The sequence below is a fragment of the Gilliamella mensalis genome (assembly GCF_900103085.1).
GTDB classification, from domain to species: Bacteria; Pseudomonadota; Gammaproteobacteria; order Enterobacterales; family Orbaceae; genus Gilliamella; species Gilliamella mensalis.
In genome coordinates this window covers 103,195-122,023 of sequence record NZ_FMWR01000009.1, presented here as the reverse complement: position 1 = coordinate 122,023, position 18,829 = coordinate 103,195, and the positions used below count along the sequence as shown (strand labels likewise).

The following is an 18,829-nucleotide window of genomic DNA, read 5'->3' as shown; positions in this document are numbered from 1 at the left end:
TCAATACAATAACCGTGAAGACGTGCCATTAATCGTGACTCAAAACAGTAAAATTTAAATTAAGGAGCAGAACAATGCCATCACAATATCAACCCCAAATTTTTGGTTGGATAGGCGATCTAGATAAAGGTCCACGTTTAGTGCCCCTGCATGATCGTCGCTTAAGAAAAGTGCATATTAATTTTTCTGTTTTCTTATTCGTTGCTGGGCTAGCAGGTTGAGTGAATTTTTCATTTATATGGGGATTATCACCTATTTTATTGGTTATTGGTTCTAAATAGATCAACTCTTGTTAAAAATATTCAGGAGTCTATACCGTTTCAGTATAAAAACATAGAGAGTTTAACAGAAATGATTTTTGGTTACATCTAAACATTAATACAAGGGGGCACAAACTACTGATTAGCTCCTATTTTGTAACGATGGTAAGGCCCCTATGTGTATATAGAAATGCTCCATTTAAATAACAAAACTAAAACTAAATAAGCTTTGAAAACGTTCAATTAATTAAAATAATATAAAAATTATAATGTTATTAATTAATTGTTATTGTTCTATTTATCTCCATTTGATAGCAAATTTATTCTTTCCGATTGACAAATATAATTTTATGATGAAATATTATTAAGAATGATTATCATTATTATTATAAAGTGAAAATTTAACGATGAATGCATCGTTATTATATTTGTGGATGGATTTTTTACATGAAAAAAGTAGTAATATCGGCTTTACCTTTGTTGTTAGTTAGTTATAATCCTGCAGTTTTCGCCAAGCAAAATCAAATCAGTCAAACTATCGTCGAAAATAGTGATGATGAAGTCAAAAATAAAGATGATGTTATTGTTGTGACATCACCTATTCCTAAAATATCGAAGCCACAATCGGTTGATTCTGCTCAAATAACGCAAATGAATACAGGTGATGGTAACATCACCGATCTATTAAAGACGTCACCAGCAGTACAAATGTCTAATAGTAGTTATAATGGTATGACTCAAGGAGAGATTAAACCAGCCGATATCTCAATTCATGGCAATACTAGTTATCAGAACAATTATCAGTTAGACGGCATTAGTTTTAATAATGATGTCGATCCGGTTGATCCTAGATTAGGGGTAACCAATACCCGTGTCGATAGTGATGAACAAGGTCTTTACATTGATAGTCGTCTAATCAATGAAATTAAATTATATGACAATAATATTCCTGTTGAATATGGTGGGTTTACAGGTGGTGTTGTGGATGTGATTAGTCGTCATTGGAATCATGAGACTAATGGTAGTATTTTTTATCGTAAAACTCACTCTTCATGGAATAAGACACATGTTGATCCAGCAATTAATTTTGATAGTTCAGCAAATGATGCAAGTCATCCGAGTCGATTTCAACCTAAATATAGTAAACAAAATTTTGGTGGTTGGTTTGAAACGGGGATTACCGACAATCTAGGTTTGATGTTTGCTGCATCTAGAAGAGAATCGGATATTTCTTCAGTCACTTATCAAGGCCCTTCATTATTATTAGAAGGAGATGATTTGATTGAAATTCGAAAAAACGGCGGCATGAAAAACCAAACACGCGTTTCAGATAATTTTTCATCTAAATTTACTTGGTATGCTACTGACCAAACAATCGTCAATCTTTCGGCCAATTATTCTAAGTATGATAATTATTCCTTTGCTGCAACTGTAGCTAATTCTGGCTATGATACTAAGCACAATGGGTTAAGCATGGCGTTGCAACTAATGCATGAGTTTGATTTTGCCAAATTAGATGTGACCACTAGTTATCAAATGCTAGAAGATAAAAGAACCAATGATCAAAATTATTTTGTTACGTTAGTTGATTATTCTGATTGGCGAAATCCCGTGCAATATCATTCGGGAGGCGTTGGTAATTTAACCACTAAACAAAATAATTGGGGATTTAAATCAAAGCTTGAGTTTATGCCTATTAATTGGTTGAATGTAACGCATGAGCCCTCTATGGGGTTTGAATTGACAAAAACCAAAGCTCGCTATATTCGCAATGAAGATTTTTATCGTTATACCTATACTGGTACATGGGATTCTCTTCCTTGGCTCTCTTTTGCTGATCATGCTTCAGTTTTCCAAGCAGGTCATTATCAAGCAAGCTATGATAATTACACACTATTTGCTGATGATACAATGCAATATGGTCGCTTAACTGTTCGTCCAGGGATACGAATTGATTATGATAGTTTTATTAAAGATGCCAATCTGGCCCCAAGATTAGTGACTAGTTTTGATGCTTTTGGTAACGGTAATACTGTCTTAACTACGGGGTTTAACCGTTATTATGGTCGTACTATGATGGCTTATGCTTTATATGGTGCACAAAATGCAGGATTAAAGAACTGTTATTATTTTTGTACTCCTGGACAAGTTGATGAAGATTGGATAAGTTCAAGCGATTTTGAGGGGTTAGATTCACTTTCTACGCCTTACAATGACGAAATTAGCTTAGGCATTGAGCAGATCGTAGATAATAGTTTATGGCAATTACAATATGTGCATCGCGAAAGCTATGATGAAGTTCGCAGTCGTCCTAAATATAATAATGGTAGATCAAATGTTCGAACCTTTGATAATTCTGGGCGTAGTAAGCATGATACTGTTTCACTAACGGTAAAAAATAGGCTACCTATTGAGTTTTATTATGCTGAACATACAGCATCAGCATCTATTTCATGGCAGCAAAGCAAAAGTAATTCACCTAAAGAATTAGGGTATGCGCATTATGATCCAGCAAATAACGTTCGCCATGATAAAGTTTGGTATAACGGTAAAATAATTAATGCATCGGATTTACCCGCAACAGATTTTAATATTCCTGTTAAAGTCAATGTTGAGCTCACAAGTAAGATCCCTGAATATGATTTAACTCTTTATAATTTAGTGCAATGGCAAAGTTCACGGCATCAAGCTGTTCGCTATAGTAACCAATATTACATAGATCCTAATACGGGTAATAAAATGGCAAAATACGAAAAAGAACGCTTTGCCAGTACTTTTCGGTGGGATACTAAACTTGGTTGGACACCAAGTTTTGCTAAAGGAGCTAATTTTTCGGTAGAAGTTAATAATATTTTAAATAAAAAAAATGTTATCGATCGTTATGTTTATGGTGCTGATAAGGTTGGTAATGATAGAGTTGTCAATGCTTATGCACCAGGTCGTCAGTTTTGGATTCAAGTTGGTTATGACTTCTAATTTACATAAAACGTTATACTTTTGTCAAAATAATATAAATTTTAGTACCGCATAAATATGCAAAAAATTAAACAATTTTTATATTTAGTAAAGCCATTTTGGTGTTCATCAGCATCAAAGGTGGCTTGGTTATTATTACTCTCTGTTATCGTATTAAGCTTATCTACTGTATGGTTTAATGTTAAATTAAATCAATGGAATGGTGATTTTTATAATGCTTTACAGACTTTAAATGGGCAAATTCTTTATCGTTTATTAGGCGATTTTATAGTTCTTATTGTTATTATGATTTTGGTTGTTGTGTACGCTGATTATTTACAAAAGAAATTGTTAATAATTTGGCGTCACCACATGACAGAAAAGATAACTAAGCAATGGTTATCTAAACATTCTCACCACTATCATCTTAAATGTAGGCAAGATAAACTAGATAATCCCGATCAACGTATTGCGGAAGATGTTTATTTACTAATCAAACAATCATTGGATTTATTGCTTTCATTTTTGCGTTCATGTATGACGTTAATCTCTTTCACTACCATTCTTTGGACACTATCTGGTGCTATTTCCTTTACTTTGCTATCGATGGATATTTATATTCCAGGTTATATGGTTTTTGTCTGTCTTATTTATACATTATTAGGCGTTATTTGTACGCATGCTATAGGCAAACCATTACATAAGATTAATGTGGAAAAACAAAGAAGTGAAGCTGATTATCGTGCAGCCTTGATTTATTGTCATCAATCTAGCGAAGCAATTGCTGGTCAACATGGTGAAAAACAAGAAACAGCTAGATTACAAAACAAATTTACTGCTATTATTCATAATTGGCAAAATTTGATGAATAATGAAAGAAATCTTTCATTTTTTAGTGTAGGTTATCAGCAAGTTTCTTCTTTAGCACCCATTTTTTTTGCCTTACCGGCATTTATTGCTGGCTTAATTAATTTAGGTGGCTTAATGCAGATTAGGCAAGCCTTTATGCAGGTTTCATCGGCATTAAGTTGGTTTATTTATGCATACCGAGATATTGCTATTTGGCAAGCAACGGTAACTCGGCTTTATCATTTTATTCGACTTTTAGATGAGCTACCTGAAAACACTATTATCCCATCTACCAATAAGGATAAGTTACTCGATGCACAAGTAGTATTACGAAGTGCGGATAATCAGCAGGTATTATTATCAACTAATATTGAGTTAGCTAAGGGAGATACTCTATTACTTCAAGGGCTTTCTGGTATAGGCAAATCGACACTATTAAAAGCCATTAGTGGTTTTTGGGCAAACTATCAAGGTGTCATTCAACGCACAGATAATTATCTGTGGATCCCACAAAAAATTTGGCTTAGCTATGATAGATTAGATAATTTATTGACTTATCCAGCGTGTCCGCAAAGTTTTGCTCGAGATGCACTAATTGAAACGTTGTCATTGGTGGGTTTAGATAAATTAAATAGTGAATTAGAAACGGAAGATGATTGGAGCAACCGTCTATCGGGTGGGGAACAGCAACGCTTAATGTTTGCTCGATTATTACTTAATAAACCCGATCTGATATTATTAGATGAAGTAACTTCCGCATTGGATTTACCAAGCGTTTATCAACTTATTTCGTTATTACAAGAAAAACTGCCTGAAAGCGCAGTGATCTTTGTTTCTCATCAGCCGATACAAAATTATGTTAAATACATGATCAATTTAGATACTAATGTTAATCCGTCAAGTCAAGAATTAGCTAAACCGAACAGTATTGTTGATAATGTGTTTGTATCTAAGGTTTAAATACTATGTTAAAAAATTATTTATATCGTACTTTATTTATTTTATTGCTAAATTTTCCTCATTTATGTTGGGCAATAACGCCAATTGACACTGATCCAGCAATAGAAACTTACCAATTAGAGAATGGTTTAACCGTTTATCTACAACCACGCCCAAAAGCAGGATTAGAATTAAGGTTAATTGTGCACAGTGGTTCCTTGCAAGAAAATGAAAAGCAACTAGGTTTAGCGCATTTTGTTGAACATATGGCATTTAAAGGAACAAAAAATTTCCCAGATAAATCAAGTTTTAAGTCGCTAGAAGAGCATGGTATTCATTTAGGTAGCCATATAAATGCTGCGACCAGCTTTAATTCTACTGTATACCGTTTGTCGTTACCAACTAGTACAGATCAACAGGTAGAAAAGGGATTAATGGTATTATCTGATTGGGCTTATCATATTTCTTTTGAATCGAAAGATTATGAAAGTGAACGCGATGTTATTATCGAAGAATGGCGTTTACGACAAGGTGTGGCTTATCGTATTAATACTATCTTAGATGAATTACGTTATCATGGTAGCTTATATGCTGATCGAGCACCGATTGGTTCGTTAGATATTATAAAAAATGCGCCTGTAGAAGAGGCGAAAACCTTTTATTCCAATTGGTATCAACCTCAAAGAATGAGCCTAGTTGTTGTAGGAAACTTTGATACTAAAGTCGCAAAACAGTGGATTGCTAAGTTTTTTGGTCAACGTCCTCGAGGTAATGCACCTGTTGATATTCCTCAATTAAGGGCTTTTGCATCGCAGAGTGAGCCATTAGTTAAGATTATTCTTGATCGTGAACAAGGGCAAAGGCTAATACAATTAGCATTACAACGTAATTTGCCAACAACCTTAAATACACCACAAGGCATAAAAGAAGACGTTTTTGATCTAGTCTGGTTAACACTACTTAATCAACGGTTATCGTTATTGGTAGAAAATCAGATATTGCCTAATTCTCAAGTTAATCAACAAGGGATCTTATTTGATGATAAACGTATGCAATATCTTATTTTTGCACAGCCAAAAGATCAACAGTATTTAGATGTAATAAAGCATCTTTTTACTGAATTACAGCGGATGTCAACCAATCGTGTATCTGAAATTGAATTGCAGCAGGTAAAAACGCAAATCTTGACAAAATTAAAACAACAATCAGAAAATGAAAGTAATTATCAAAATGATTATTTAGCTAATCAATTAGTTAACAACATCACCAATAGTTTGCCCATACAAAATAAACAGCAACAATTAACACAGACAGAAAAGATTTTAAAAAATGTTAATACAGAACAATTGCAAACAATGGTGGCTGAAAGGTTAAATAGTGCTGATTTACGGATTGCTATTATTGGACCTGATAGTGATGAAAAAGCTATTAATATATCTCAAATCAAACAATTATGGCAATCTATTAGGCAAACTCAGCTAGGTGACTTTTCTTTTAAAAAGGTGGATGTTAACCTTGATATAGTACCGTTAGAGCAAGGAAAGATTAAAACAACCCGTAACATCAGCGAAATAAAAGCATATGAGTGGCAATTAAGCAATGGACTTCGTGTTATTGCTCGTCCTGATAATACTTTATCAAGTGATATTGAAATATTATTACAAATTCCAGGAGGATTATCCCTAGATACCTATCAACAATTAGGTATTATGCGTTGGTCTCAAAGATTGGCTGAAGCCAGTGGATATGGATCTTATAGTGCAGCAAAATTAAACCAATTTGAACGGCAACATCAAGTTAGCGTTTACCCTTATGCAGAATTACTTTATCATGGTTTACGTGGAAAAGCCCCCAATGATCAATTAGCATCATTATTTAAATTATTCTATTTGAAATTAACAGCGGCTAATTTTGACTCAGAAATATTAGCTAAGACCAAACAACAATTGGGCTTGGCTTACGCAAAACAACCTGTTGAAAGACAATTTTTAGATTTAATCAATAAAAATGCTTTTAACCATGGCGAGCGTTTACTCGTTTCGCCAAAAGGACCTTGGATCAATTTTACTGCTGATCAACTTAAACAATTCTATTCACAAACGTTTAGCTTACCGCTATCAGCTAATATTATTATTTCTGGACGTTTTAATATTGATGACATTAAGCCCTTAGTGGAATGTTGGTTTGCAGGTTTACCTGTTGTTGATAGGAAAACTACATGGATAGATAATGGTATCACACCAATTCATCATTCAATGCAAAAAGCCTATCCAATGGCTAGCAGTGATAAATCGATGGTCAGTATACTTTATTCTGAGCAAAAATCATGGCAGCTTAGTGATCAACTGAAACTTGAATTACTTGATTATATTGTTAATTTAAGGCTACGTCATTATGTAAGGGAACAAGCTTCTGGTGTTTATACGATTATTTTTTCTCAACAATTGATTAAATATCCGACTCCTTATTATTTGGCTAGGTTAAATTTCACCACGGCACCAGATAAGGTTAACGCTTTAACTTTACTGGCTGATAAAGTGATTAAATCAGTAGCACATGATGGTATTACCTTAGATGAACTAGAGCAGGCGAAAAAATCATGGTTACTCGATCATCAAGAAAAGGTGACAAGTTCTACTTATTGGTTAACAGCTATGGCACAAATAGCTGCTGATGGAGATCGTTTTGATGAGTTAAAGACACAACCAAATATCATTGAAGCTATCGCATTGGAGGATATCAATCATTTAGCGAAGCAATTATTAGGTAAAAATCCAAAAATTTTCACTTTATTGCCAAAAGAAAATAACAGCTTGAATCAATAAAATTATTAATTTTGTTATGGAGTTAAAGTAATAAGCCAGCATATGGGGTATTACTTTTAATCCTATATTTTAGATGTTTTTATACGGGTAATCTCTATGTCCTACTCTCATAATTATGATCGGCTTATTGTTTAATCAAACTTTTTAGTGACAAAAAGATGCCTTATATAAACAAAAATATGGTTTCCAGTTTAAACCATGAGCCATTAAATTTGCTTAAACAACGGTTATTCTATTTATTTTAGGTGTCTAATTATGGCAAGTCTTCTTATTTTGAATCTTCGTTTTCCTAATAAACTAATTTTTATATCTAGGCAGAATTTCTAGATATGAAGGTAAAACTGTTACAATTTATTCTTTATAATAAGAATAATTGTAATTTATAGTTTCAATAAAAAATAAAACAATTTAAGCATAGATGATTTCTGGTAATTGAACATCCCATGGTTTGTTATCTAGCTGTTGTACTTTTTGGCAAGCAAATGCAAGCCCAATAGGTAAAATTTGTTGAGTTTGATAATCTGCTAGTAATCGATCATAAAATCCGCCACCCATGCCCATACGATAACCTCGTTGATCAAAAGCAACCAGCGGGGTGAAAACAATATCCAGTTGGCGGGAAGGAAGCACATTTAATCCATTTAATTCTGGTTCTAATATACCAAATTTATTTTTAATGAGTTGCGTTTGGCGGGTATATTTTAAGAAGAGTAAATGTTTGGAGGAAACAGGGTCGATAATGGGTAAATAGACAGATTTATTTTGTTGCCATAAATATTCGATAATGGGTTTTGTATCTACTTCGCCATCGAATGATAAAAATATGGCGATATTTTTTGCTGTATTAATTGCTTGATGATGAAAAATTTTTTGGTATATAGCTTGCTGGGCAATATTGCGTTCAGTGGGGGATAATTGTCGTCTTTTTTGACGGATAATTTGCCTAATATTCATCAGTTTTCACTACTTCTGAAAATTCGAAAGAATGCTCCAAGATGTCGTTAGGGTCGTAACCCTTGAACCCAGAGTTCAAGGTGAACATTGTGTTTTAATTTTTAGGTTTCCTTACAAGTAAGGCATACACACCAATTAAAAGTCACTCCGTTCTTAAGTTTAGAATATCGGCTCAGGGGACTAACCCATATCGCGAGCATCTCAGAGTCAGATACTATAATACAAAATTTGTCAGATCATACAATACCATTTGTATTAAATTTACAATTAAGATGATTAACTGTTATTATTTAATGCAGAATCAAGTAATTGTTGTAACATTTTTAGTCGATCACCAAATTCATTGCTTTTTTCTTTTTCTTTTGTAAGTTCATAAGAAATGTTCAGTGCAGCAGTCATAATAAGCTGATCACTGCCAATCTGTGGAGACTTTTCTCGTAAATTTGTTAAGCGCGCATCGAGATCCTTTGCTGCACAATTAAGTGCGTCGACTTCATCAACCGGACAATTAAATTTTAATGTTCGTCCAAAAATTTGAATAGTGACAGCTTGAGTTTCCATATTTAACCTATTGATTCATAAAATTATTAATTTTATCGATAATGTGCTTTTGGTCTAATCCCATCTCTTGTCTAATTTCGCTTTGCGCTCCTTGAGAAATAAACTTATCAGGGAGTCCAATATTTAAAATATCACATTTTATTTTTTTCGATAATAAATATTCACCGACACCGCTACCGGCACCGCCTTTAATACTATTTTCTTCAATAGTGACAAGTATATTATGAGTTTGGCTAATGTGCAAAAGGACTTTTTCATCTAATGGTTTAACAAAACGCATATCAATGACTGTAGCATTGATTTGCTCAGCTGCTTGTAAAACTTCGGTAAGCAAAGTGCCAAAATTAAGTAAAGCAATATTCTTACCTTGTCGGCATAATTTAGATTGCCCTAAAGGAATTACGGTTAATGGTGTTAATTGTGTACCAGTGCCTTCCCCTCGAGGATAACGCACTGCCGCAGGCCCATTATGTAAATAGCCTGTGTACAACATTTGCCGACATTCGTTTTCATCACTCGGTGTCATAATGACCATATTAGGTACGCAGCGTAGATAACTTAAGTCAAATGCACCTTGATGAGTTTCACCGTCGGCGCCAACGATGCCAGCGCGATCGATGGCAAATAATACAGGTAGGTTTTGAATGGCAACATCATGAATAACTTGATCGTATGCGCGTTGCAAAAAAGTTGAGTAAATAGCTACAACTGGCTTTAAGTCACTAATTGCAAATCCAGCGGCTAGGGTAACAGCATGTTGTTCGGCTATTGCAACATCAAAAAATTGGTCGGGATAACAATTGGCAAATTTTGTCATGCCCGAACCTTCACTCATTGCGGGTGTTATTGCCATTAAACGCTGATCATTTTGCGCCATTTCGCATAGCCAATCGCCAAAAACTTGCGAATATGTTGGGGTTACTTTTTGGGCGATAGGTAATATGCCATCATTAGGGTTAAATTTTGGTACCCCATGCCATAAAGTCGGATCTTTTTCAGCTGGCGCATAACCTTTGCCTTTTTGCGTAATCACATGGAGTAGCTGTGGTCCTTTTAGCTGGCGAACTTTTTGTAAAGTTGTCACTAGACCATTAACATCATGCCCGTCAACAGGACCTATATAATTAAAACCAAGCTCTTCAAACAAGATGGCTGGTGTGACTAATCCTTTTAAGTGTTCTTCCGTTTTTTTGACCAGTTCTTTTAATGGCGGAATATTTGCTAATACACGTTTGCCACTTTCCCGAAAAGAGGTATAGGCTCTACTTGATAAGATTTGAGTAAGATGTTGGTTAAGTGCACCAGTATTTGCTGAAATCGACATATCATTGTCGTTGACAATTACTAGCATATCGGGCTTAACGTGGCCAGCGTGATTCATCGCTTCAAATGCCATACCAGCCGTTAATGCACCATCGCCAATGATAGCGGCAACTTTTTTACCTGATTGTTTTTTTTGTTCACTAATTGCAATTCCAAGCGCAGCACTAATTGAAGTCGAAGAATGCCCTGTGGTTAGTACATCATATTCGCTCTCATTACGATGAGGAAATGGATGAAGCCCTCCTTTTTGGCGAATAGTGAGCATTTGATCGCGACGACCAGTCAAAATTTTATGAGGATAGGCTTGATGACCAACATCCCAAATAATTTTATCAAAAGGTGTATGATAGACATAATGCAGTGCTGTGGTTAATTCAACCACGCCTAGCCCCGATGCTAAATGACCACTTGATTGGCTAACACATGCTAGTAAATATTGCCTAAGCTCGTGGCAAATCGCCGATAACTGTGACTGAGGAAAACCTCTTAGATCCTCGGGCGAATCTATCTGTTTTAACAATGGGTAATTATCTAAATTCATTATGTAATGCTATATTTTAGTTAGTTGTTAACTATTACGATTAATAATAAAACCAGCAAGATCCTGCAATGGCTGGCTATTATAAGGTATTGGCTTTAGACTATCGATAGCTTGCTGATAAAGTTGCTCAGTGAGTTTTATTGCGTTATCAAGTCCAATTAATGCAGGGTATGTGCTTTTTTCATGAGCCAGATCTGAACCTTGCGGTTTACCCATAATAGATTGCTCACCAATGATGTCTAAAATATCATCTTGAATTTGAAATGCCAGTCCAATTGCTTCGGCATAGTGATCGAGTGTTATAAGGTATGGTTTTGCTATATCATCACAAGCAAAAGCACCCAAACGAATAGCTGCTTTGATTAAAGCGCCAGTTTTATAACAATGGATTTTTTGCAAATGTTCAAGGTTAATTGACTGATGTGTGGCTTGTAAATCGAGTGATTGACCAAGGCACATACCGGTAACACCACTGGCATGGGCAAGCTCAGCTATCATTTTGATTTTAGCATCTGCATCGATTAACTCACTGCCTGCTAATAATGAAAAAGCTAAGCTTTGCAAGGCATCACCAGCCAATATTGCTTGTGCTTCACCAAATTGGATATGGCAGGTTGGTTTGCCCCGGCGTAAATCGTCATTATCCATGGCGGGGAGGTCGTCATGAATCAATGAATAGGTATGAATTAATTCAATGGCGGCAGCCGCTTCGTCTAATTTAGAAAGCGGGCAATTGAACATTTGGCCTGTTAAATAGACTAAAATAGGTCGAATCCGTTTGCCACCAGCCAGCAAGCTGTAACGCATTGCTTGTTGAAGTGTGGATGGCTCAATTTGTGAAATACAGGTAGTTAAAAACGAGTCAATTCGTTCTTGTAATGGTTTTAAACTATTCATTATTATCATTTGAGAACTCTGACAGTTCGGCATCACTATTTTCAGATAATAAAATCTGAATGCGTTGCTCGGCTTGCTGTAACTGTTTTTGTCCTGCTTTTGCTAATTTAATTCCTTTTTCGAACTCAGTTAGCGCTTCATCTAATGGTAAATCGCCGTTTTCTAGTTGAGATACAATGGTTTCGAGCTGTTTAAGTGTCTGTTCGAAACTTACTTCTTTGTCTTGTTTTTTTGCCATTTTCAATTCCTCTTTACGTTTGATGAGTATACACTTATTTCAAATAATCGTGAATCACGGCGTTTGCTTATTTATCACTGCGCAAGCGATATTAATGCTTGTTAACCTTTGATTTAACGATTAGCTAATTTGTTGATTTGCTCTCATCTTCGTAATTAGACTCTTCCATTGCTAATAAGGTAATATTTGGATTAATCGGTTTTTTAACTTCAATACCCATTTCACGGAATCGTTCAATTTGCCCAATTACGTTACCACGACCTTTTGATAATTTGTTCATGGAATTTTGATAAGTCTGTTGTGCTTTGTCTAAACAACTGCCTAGGTTTTCCATATCTTCAATAAAGCCGCGCATTTTGTCGTACAGTTTACTTGCTCTATCCGCAATCAACTCGGCATTACGATTTTGATATTCAAATCGCCATAAATTATGAATAGTTCGTAATGCCACTAACAATGTGGTTGGGCTGACTATCATAATATTACTTTTCAAGGCATCATTGATTAATGCGGGGTCATTATCAATTGCGCTTAAAAATGCAGGTTCGACAGGAATAAACATTAAAATATAATCTAATGAATTAATACCAATGAGTTTATGATAATCTTTTTGGCTCAGTTGCTTTAAGTGGTTACGAACAGCTGCTAAATGTTCGGTCATCGCTTTCGCTTTAATTGTTTCGTCATCACTATTAAAATGACGCTCATAGGCAACTAATGTTACTTTTGAATCAATAACCACGTCCCCGCCTTGCGGTAAGTGAACAATAACATCGGGTTGTAATCGCTGATTACTTTCGTTCGTTAAATTGACTTGAGTTTCATATTCATAACCTGAACGTAATCCTGAATTATCTAGAATTTGGCTTAGGATAAATTCGCCCCAGTTCCCTTGGGTTTTGTTATTGCCCTTTAGCGCATTGGTTAAGTTGGTTGCTTCTTTGCTCATTTGCTCATTTAGCTGTTGCAAGTTACGAATTTCGTGCGTGAGTGTGTGGCGTTCTTTGGCCTCTTGACCAAAACTATCTTGTACTTGTTTTTTGAAACCTTCTAGCTGTTCTTTGAGTGGCGAAAGTAAAAAATCAAGGCTTTGTTTATTTTGTTGCTCAATTTTTTTGCCACTTTGTTCAAAAATACGATTGGCAAGGTTTTCAAATTGGGTCGTGAGCCGTTGTTCACTTTGTTCTAATATCGTTTGCCGTTCTTGGGTAGCACTTAACGTTTCTTCTAAACGCGTTTTGAGTTCACTAATTTTGACATTTTGCGCTAGATTTTGTTGTCGATACTGATCTAATTGATGCTCCAGCTGTCTTACTTGAATTGTTAAAGATTGGTTTTCTTCCTTTTTTTGGATTAGTTGCAGATCAAATAGTTGATGTAAATTATTAATTGTTAGTTGCGATTTTACTGTTAACACCAATAAAATTAGGGCGGCAATACCAATAATAATCGCAATCCATTCGGATAATCCTAAATTATTGAACATAATTAAGCCCTTTCAAAAGTAAATGACATCACTTCATCTAAATTTTTGCACTCTAGTGCAAGCATAATTAAACGATCTAATCCTACCGCAACACCCGCACAGTCAGGTAGGCCAGCTTCCATGGCAGCGAGTAACTCAATGTCAATATTTTGTGCTGGTAGGTTTTGATTTGCGCGATCTAAATTATTTTGTTCAAAACGCATTCGTTGTTCTTGAGCATTGGTGAGTTCTTTAAAACCATTAGCAAGTTCAACACCTTTGTAATAGAACTCAAAACGGCTCGCTACTCGGTGATCCTCTGAACTAATGGCAGCTAATGCGGCTTGTGATGCTGGAAAGTTGAATACTGCAATAGGTTTATCTTGCCCAATATGCGGTTCAACACCAAAAGTGAACAAACATTGGAGTAATCCATCTTTATCATAATTGTCAGTATTAAGTCCAATATCAAGTTGGTTTGCGGCATTAACTAAGGTTGCGTGATCAGCTTCTAAAGGGTCAATATTAAGATGACGTTGAAATACCTTTTGATAAGAAATACGTTCAGCCGGTTCACAATCTAAAACAGTTTGCAGTAAGTCATCGACTTCATTGATCATTTGCATCATATCAAATTGGATGCGATACCATTCGAGCATGGTAAATTCAGGGTTATGATAACGACTAACTTCTTCATGGTTACGAAAACATTTGCACATTTGATAAATTGGACCACTACCAGCGGCTAGTAAACGCTTCATGTGATATTCAGGGCTCGTAATTAATGACATGTGTCGCCCTTGTTGCCCTTCAAGCTCCCCTGGTTTTAAGAATTTAGTGTGAAAAGAGCTTAAATGCACGTCTGTTACTGCATATTGGCTTAAGGTCGGTGTTTCAACCTCTAAAATACAGCGATCAGCAAAAAATTGGCGTACTTGAGAAACAATTTTTGCGCGCTTAAGTAAATTATTGATAGATGCAGAAGGTTGCCAAGTCATAAAAATATCCATGGTTTTTTGATTAGTTACTAAAAGAAGTGAAGTAGGGCAAAAGCCCTATTTCTTATTGTTGGCGTTCATTTTGCCATAATGAGAACAAATTGTCGTATTTTTCTTGTTGCTGCCAAATATGACGATGTAATGCGGAAAGAATAATAGGATCTTCTAAAATTGCTAACTGTTTTTCTTTACTCATTTTTTCTAAATCTATGTGTTGATACTGCGCAATAAGTTCCTTGCGTTTTTGTTGGTTTTTATTATTAAATCGATGTCGTGACGTCGATAAAGCGCAAGCTAGCGCATTATAGATAGGATCGACCAACGCCATAACAAAGCCATTTTCAATAAATGCCGCTTCAGTTTTAACTAAATATTCACCTGTAAGTGTGATTGCTTTTGCAGGGTGGGTTTCTTCTGGTGTTAAAAATAACCCTACTTTTTTTGCTTTCATACCAATGCTAGAAAGTCCCGATACCCTGATTACTAAAGGCGAAATGGTTAAAGGTATTAATATTGCTATATACCAATAAGTAAATTGTGGATTCAGCCAGATTATTATCCCTAGCCATACAATGCCTAATAGCGACAGTGGCCAACAAAAATAAAATGATTCACCCCATGTTAACGCATCGTCACTTCGGGACGGTGATTTCCATTGAATTTTGCTGCCCATCCATGCTCTAAGTACAAATTTACTATGGAAGATCATGCGTATTGGCGCTAAGATCATTGACCAAATCATTTCAATAAAGATTGATAGGGTTAATTTAAATATACCACCAACATCTTTTGCCCCTGTTCTGGCTATAATAATGCCATAGCTGAAAAACTTAGGTGCAAATAGTAAAACCATCGTGGTTGAGAGTAGCTGTATGGCCAATTGCTCATCCCACCTTGGCCAAGTTGGATAAAATTGGTTAGGTTGGAAGAAGTATTGAGGTTCTGAAATATTAAACACCAATAATAATAGTGTTGAGAATATTAAAAACACCAGCCACAATAATGAAGAGATATAAGCCATACCACTAGTTGCAAACATGATGCGATGGGTCAATTTGATACCACTTTTGAAGATTAATCTTAAATTAATTAAGTTTCCCATACACCAGCGATTGTCACGTTTTAGATCTTCAATCATGTTACCGGGTAGCTCTTCATAACTGCCGTTCATATTATAAGCAATCCAAACACCATAGCCGGCACGACGCATAAGTGTTGCTTCAACCAGATCATGCGATAAGATATGAATTGGTCCTTTACGTTTTTGAAGTGGCGATAATATGCAATGTTCTATAAAAGGTTTTAAGCGAATCATGGCATTGTGTCCCCAATATTGTGCTTCGCTTAGTTGCCAAAAATGTGTGCCAGAACAGAAGATATCGCTGTAAATTTGGTTAGCAAATTGTTGTATACGTCCGTAAAGCGTAGTCATTCTGACGGATTTTGGCGGGGATTGTAAAATGCCTGCTTTAGGAGTCATTTCCATCATGGCAATCATTTTTAAGATACAATCACCGGTCATAATACTGTCGGCATCAAGGATCATCATGTATTCGTATTGATGGCCCCAACGGCGGCAAAAATCATCAATATTACCGCTTTTACGTTTCACTCGACGTTTGCGGTGACGATAAAAAATATTACAACCGTTGTTTGGTTTTGTCGCATTAAATTCGGCCCAAGCTTTAAGTTCGTTGACATATAGATCGGGATCGTTAGTATCACTTAAGATAAAAAAATCACAGCAAGCGGCGTGACCTGTTTCAATGAGGGACTGATAAGTTGCCTGTAATCCAGCAAATACCCGAGCAACATCTTCATTACAAATTGGCATAACAAGTGCAGTTCGATGTTTAGTATCAATATGCGATGCAGGGTCATTAGGAATAGGGATAGTGTAACGATCTTTCCCCATTACAGCCAATATTAACCCCATAATGCTGGTCCAAAAACCAATCGAAATCCAGAAAAACAAAATAGCAAATAACGTAATAATCGCACCTTGGATAATATAAGGGATTATGCTGTAAATAGCTAATTCATGATTGATATCCCAATTTGCCATAAAATTGATTTTTTGCCAACTTTGATAAGGCAGTAAAGACGATAGGTAAGTGGTTCCGTAATAGGTTTGTACAGTAATGAGTACAAACATAATAAAGCGACGGATTATAGCTATGACATTAATGCCTAGTTTCGCTTTGGTCGTATAGCGTTGGTTCCATATTTGTGGTTGAATTGAAACCCGATCAACTTTGGGATAACTTGGTTGTTGTTTTCGGTCATCAATGAAAGAATGGGTATCACCAACTTGATTTAAACGGTATTTTAAAAACTCAACGTCATCAGGTGGGGTAGCACTGTTTTCACACTTCTGACGCCACATTTCGGCGTCAGAAAGATTTATAAAGTAATCTTTTTTCATATTTATATCTGATTATTATAATTATTATTGCGCGGGGTATTGCCCACTCCAAGTTTCAGAAATCACTTCATTAGTTGCTTGCGAAGCGAGTTGTATACGAATATCTGTTGCTTTTTTGTTGTCTTCAACGTTGAATCGCACCGTCACTCGCCACCCTTTTATATCTGGGTTGTATTGTAAATCACAACTTACGATAGAACCGTTGTAAATACTTGAAAGGACTTTAACGGGTGCTGTTTCTGATAAATTAGGACCTGCAAAGTCGATGACGTATGCATTAGATCCATCAAGTTTACGAATTAAATTAGCTTGTTTTATATCACCTAGTGATAACCGAGTGCTGACTGCTTTTGCTATATTATCTGGATAACGCTGTAGTTCATGTAGTGAATAATGTAATCGATATTTAATATCGAGCACATCGCCAGCTTTATATTTTTTTTCTGGTACCCAAAAAGTGACAATATTGTCGTTAGTTTCGTCTGCTGTTGGGATTTCAACTAATTCAACGCGTCCTTTGTGCCAATCACCTAAAATTTCAGTCCAAACACTTGGTCGCTTTTCATAGTGATCATCAAGATCTTGATAATCATCAAAACCTTTATCACGCTGAATTAAACCGAATGCTTTTGGGTTTTCTAAACTATACGATGAAAACGATAAACGCTTTGGATTATTTAATGGACGCCAGATCCATTCATTATTATTAGCTAATATAGAAAGCCCATTTGAATCATGCATTGCTGGACGGTAATTTAATAAAGGAGATGGTTGGTTTGGTCCAAATAAAAACATACTGGTTAATGGTGCAATGCCTAATTTTTTTACTGAATTACGGAAGAATATTTTCGCTTGCACGGTGATAGTGGTATCAACACTTGGTACGAGCGTAATTTTATAAGCGCCAGTGACACTTGACGAGTCGAGTAATGCATAGATAATTAAGTGTTTTTGGTTTGGCTCTGGTCTTTCAATCCAAAATTCTTTAAAACGAGGGAACTCTTCTCCGGACATTTCCCCTGTGTCAATAGCCAGCCCTCTAGCTGACAGGCCATATCGCTGATCTTTACCTACAGCACGAAAATAACTGCCACCAAGAGCTGAGAATATTTCATCATCAGTTTTTGTTGGCGTGTTAATTGGATAATGGACTTTAAAGCCAGCAAAACCAAGATTTTTATTGTCTAGTTTATCAAGTTTGATTTGGCTTAAATCAAAATAGCTAGGATCGTATTTAATTGGATTAACTTGATTATCAACAATTTCATTGATTTTTATAGGGACATCAAAGTACATACCTTCATGATAAAACTCAAGTTTAAAACGGCTTTTTCGATCACCCCAATAGGCTTTTTGATGATTAAATAGAATTTTTTGATAATCAGCAAATTGTAAAGACGCTAATTTATCGGGAATATTTTTAGATGGCTGAACATAAGCCTGTTTGGATAATTTTTCGGCTTTTGCAATTACATTTTCAAGCGAAAAAGCACATGCAGAAAAACTAAGACAAGTAGCTGAAGCTAAGCAAAGCAACTTACAAGTTAACATTTTGTTAAACTGACGAATTGGTAATAAATTGTACATAAAAGACTCGTG

Annotated in this window: 13 protein-coding genes and 1 other RNA gene; 4 read left to right on the top strand and 10 right to left on the bottom strand. The window is 35.5% G+C overall.

Features of this window, described 5'->3' with window-relative positions; all coding sequences use genetic code 11:
• Positions 1–74: 74 nt before the first annotated feature.
• The 4 genes from BQ5209_RS10705 to BQ5209_RS05400 all read left to right on the top strand — a co-directional run bounded on the left by BQ5209_RS10705 (position 75) and on the right by BQ5209_RS05400 (position 7,828).
• The gene (locus BQ5209_RS10705) at positions 75–221 is read left to right on the top strand and encodes a hypothetical protein (RefSeq protein WP_167370317.1); all 147 of its coding nucleotides are present in this window, start codon (positions 75–77) and stop codon (positions 219–221) included.
• A gap of 486 nt (positions 222–707) precedes the next feature.
• The gene (locus BQ5209_RS05410) at positions 708–3,236 is read left to right on the top strand and encodes a TonB-dependent receptor plug domain-containing protein (protein WP_167370316.1); all 2,529 of its coding nucleotides are present in this window, start codon (positions 708–710) and stop codon (positions 3,234–3,236) included.
• Between the two features lie 57 nt (positions 3,237–3,293).
• On the top strand, positions 3,294–5,024 hold the full coding sequence (locus BQ5209_RS05405) for an ABC transporter ATP-binding protein/permease (RefSeq protein ID WP_085247526.1): 1,731 nt from the start codon (positions 3,294–3,296) through the stop codon (positions 5,022–5,024).
• A gap of 5 nt (positions 5,025–5,029) precedes the next feature.
• Positions 5,030–7,828, top strand: coding sequence for a M16 family metallopeptidase (locus BQ5209_RS05400; protein ID WP_085247525.1), 2,799 nt, complete (start codon positions 5,030–5,032; stop codon positions 7,826–7,828).
• 408 nt (positions 7,829–8,236) lie between these two features.
• Here the strand turns inward: BQ5209_RS05400 and BQ5209_RS05395 are convergent, their stop codons facing one another.
• From BQ5209_RS05395 to BQ5209_RS05350, 10 genes are all read right to left on the bottom strand, one after another.
• Positions 8,237–8,782, bottom strand: a complete 546-nt coding sequence (locus BQ5209_RS05395; protein WP_085247524.1) for a 5-formyltetrahydrofolate cyclo-ligase — start codon at positions 8,780–8,782, stop codon at positions 8,237–8,239.
• Between the two features lie 29 nt (positions 8,783–8,811).
• Positions 8,812–8,993, bottom strand: a non-coding RNA gene (ssrS, locus tag BQ5209_RS05390) — 6S RNA.
• Positions 8,994–9,058: 65 nt separating this feature from the next.
• Positions 9,059–9,343 carry a cell division protein ZapA gene (zapA, locus tag BQ5209_RS05385; RefSeq protein ID WP_085247523.1) on the bottom strand — a complete coding sequence of 95 codons (285 nt, stop codon included), beginning with the start codon at positions 9,341–9,343 and terminating at the stop codon, positions 9,059–9,061.
• A 7-nt stretch (positions 9,344–9,350) separates the two neighbouring features.
• Positions 9,351–11,207 carry a 1-deoxy-D-xylulose-5-phosphate synthase gene (dxs, locus tag BQ5209_RS05380; protein ID WP_085247522.1) on the bottom strand — a complete coding sequence of 619 codons (1,857 nt, stop codon included), beginning with the start codon at positions 11,205–11,207 and terminating at the stop codon, positions 9,351–9,353.
• A 27-nt stretch (positions 11,208–11,234) separates the two neighbouring features.
• The gene (ispA, locus tag BQ5209_RS05375; RefSeq protein WP_085247521.1) at positions 11,235–12,113 is read right to left on the bottom strand and encodes a (2E,6E)-farnesyl diphosphate synthase; all 879 of its coding nucleotides are present in this window, start codon (positions 12,111–12,113) and stop codon (positions 11,235–11,237) included.
• Entirely contained in the window at positions 12,097–12,342 is a 246-nt protein-coding gene (gene xseB, locus BQ5209_RS05370; RefSeq protein WP_085247520.1) for an exodeoxyribonuclease VII small subunit, read from the bottom strand. The genes ispA and xseB overlap by 17 nt, the downstream gene beginning before the upstream one ends.
• A gap of 124 nt (positions 12,343–12,466) precedes the next feature.
• Positions 12,467–13,828 (bottom strand): DNA recombination protein RmuC, encoded by a 1,362-nt coding sequence (gene rmuC, locus BQ5209_RS05365; RefSeq protein ID WP_085247519.1) that lies wholly within the window; start codon positions 13,826–13,828, stop codon positions 12,467–12,469.
• A 2-nt stretch (positions 13,829–13,830) separates the two neighbouring features.
• Positions 13,831–14,805: an elongation factor P--(R)-beta-lysine ligase gene (gene epmA / locus BQ5209_RS05360; protein ID WP_244168446.1), complete on the bottom strand. Its 975-nt coding sequence runs from the start codon at positions 14,803–14,805 to the stop codon at positions 13,831–13,833.
• Between the two features lie 64 nt (positions 14,806–14,869).
• Positions 14,870–17,230 (bottom strand): glucans biosynthesis glucosyltransferase MdoH, encoded by a 2,361-nt coding sequence (gene mdoH / locus BQ5209_RS05355; protein ID WP_085247517.1) that lies wholly within the window; start codon positions 17,228–17,230, stop codon positions 14,870–14,872.
• Positions 17,231–17,254: 24 nt separating this feature from the next.
• Positions 17,255–18,817, bottom strand: coding sequence for a glucan biosynthesis protein G (locus BQ5209_RS05350; RefSeq protein WP_208609957.1), 1,563 nt, complete (start codon positions 18,815–18,817; stop codon positions 17,255–17,257).
• Between the last annotated feature and the right edge of the window lie 12 nt (positions 18,818–18,829).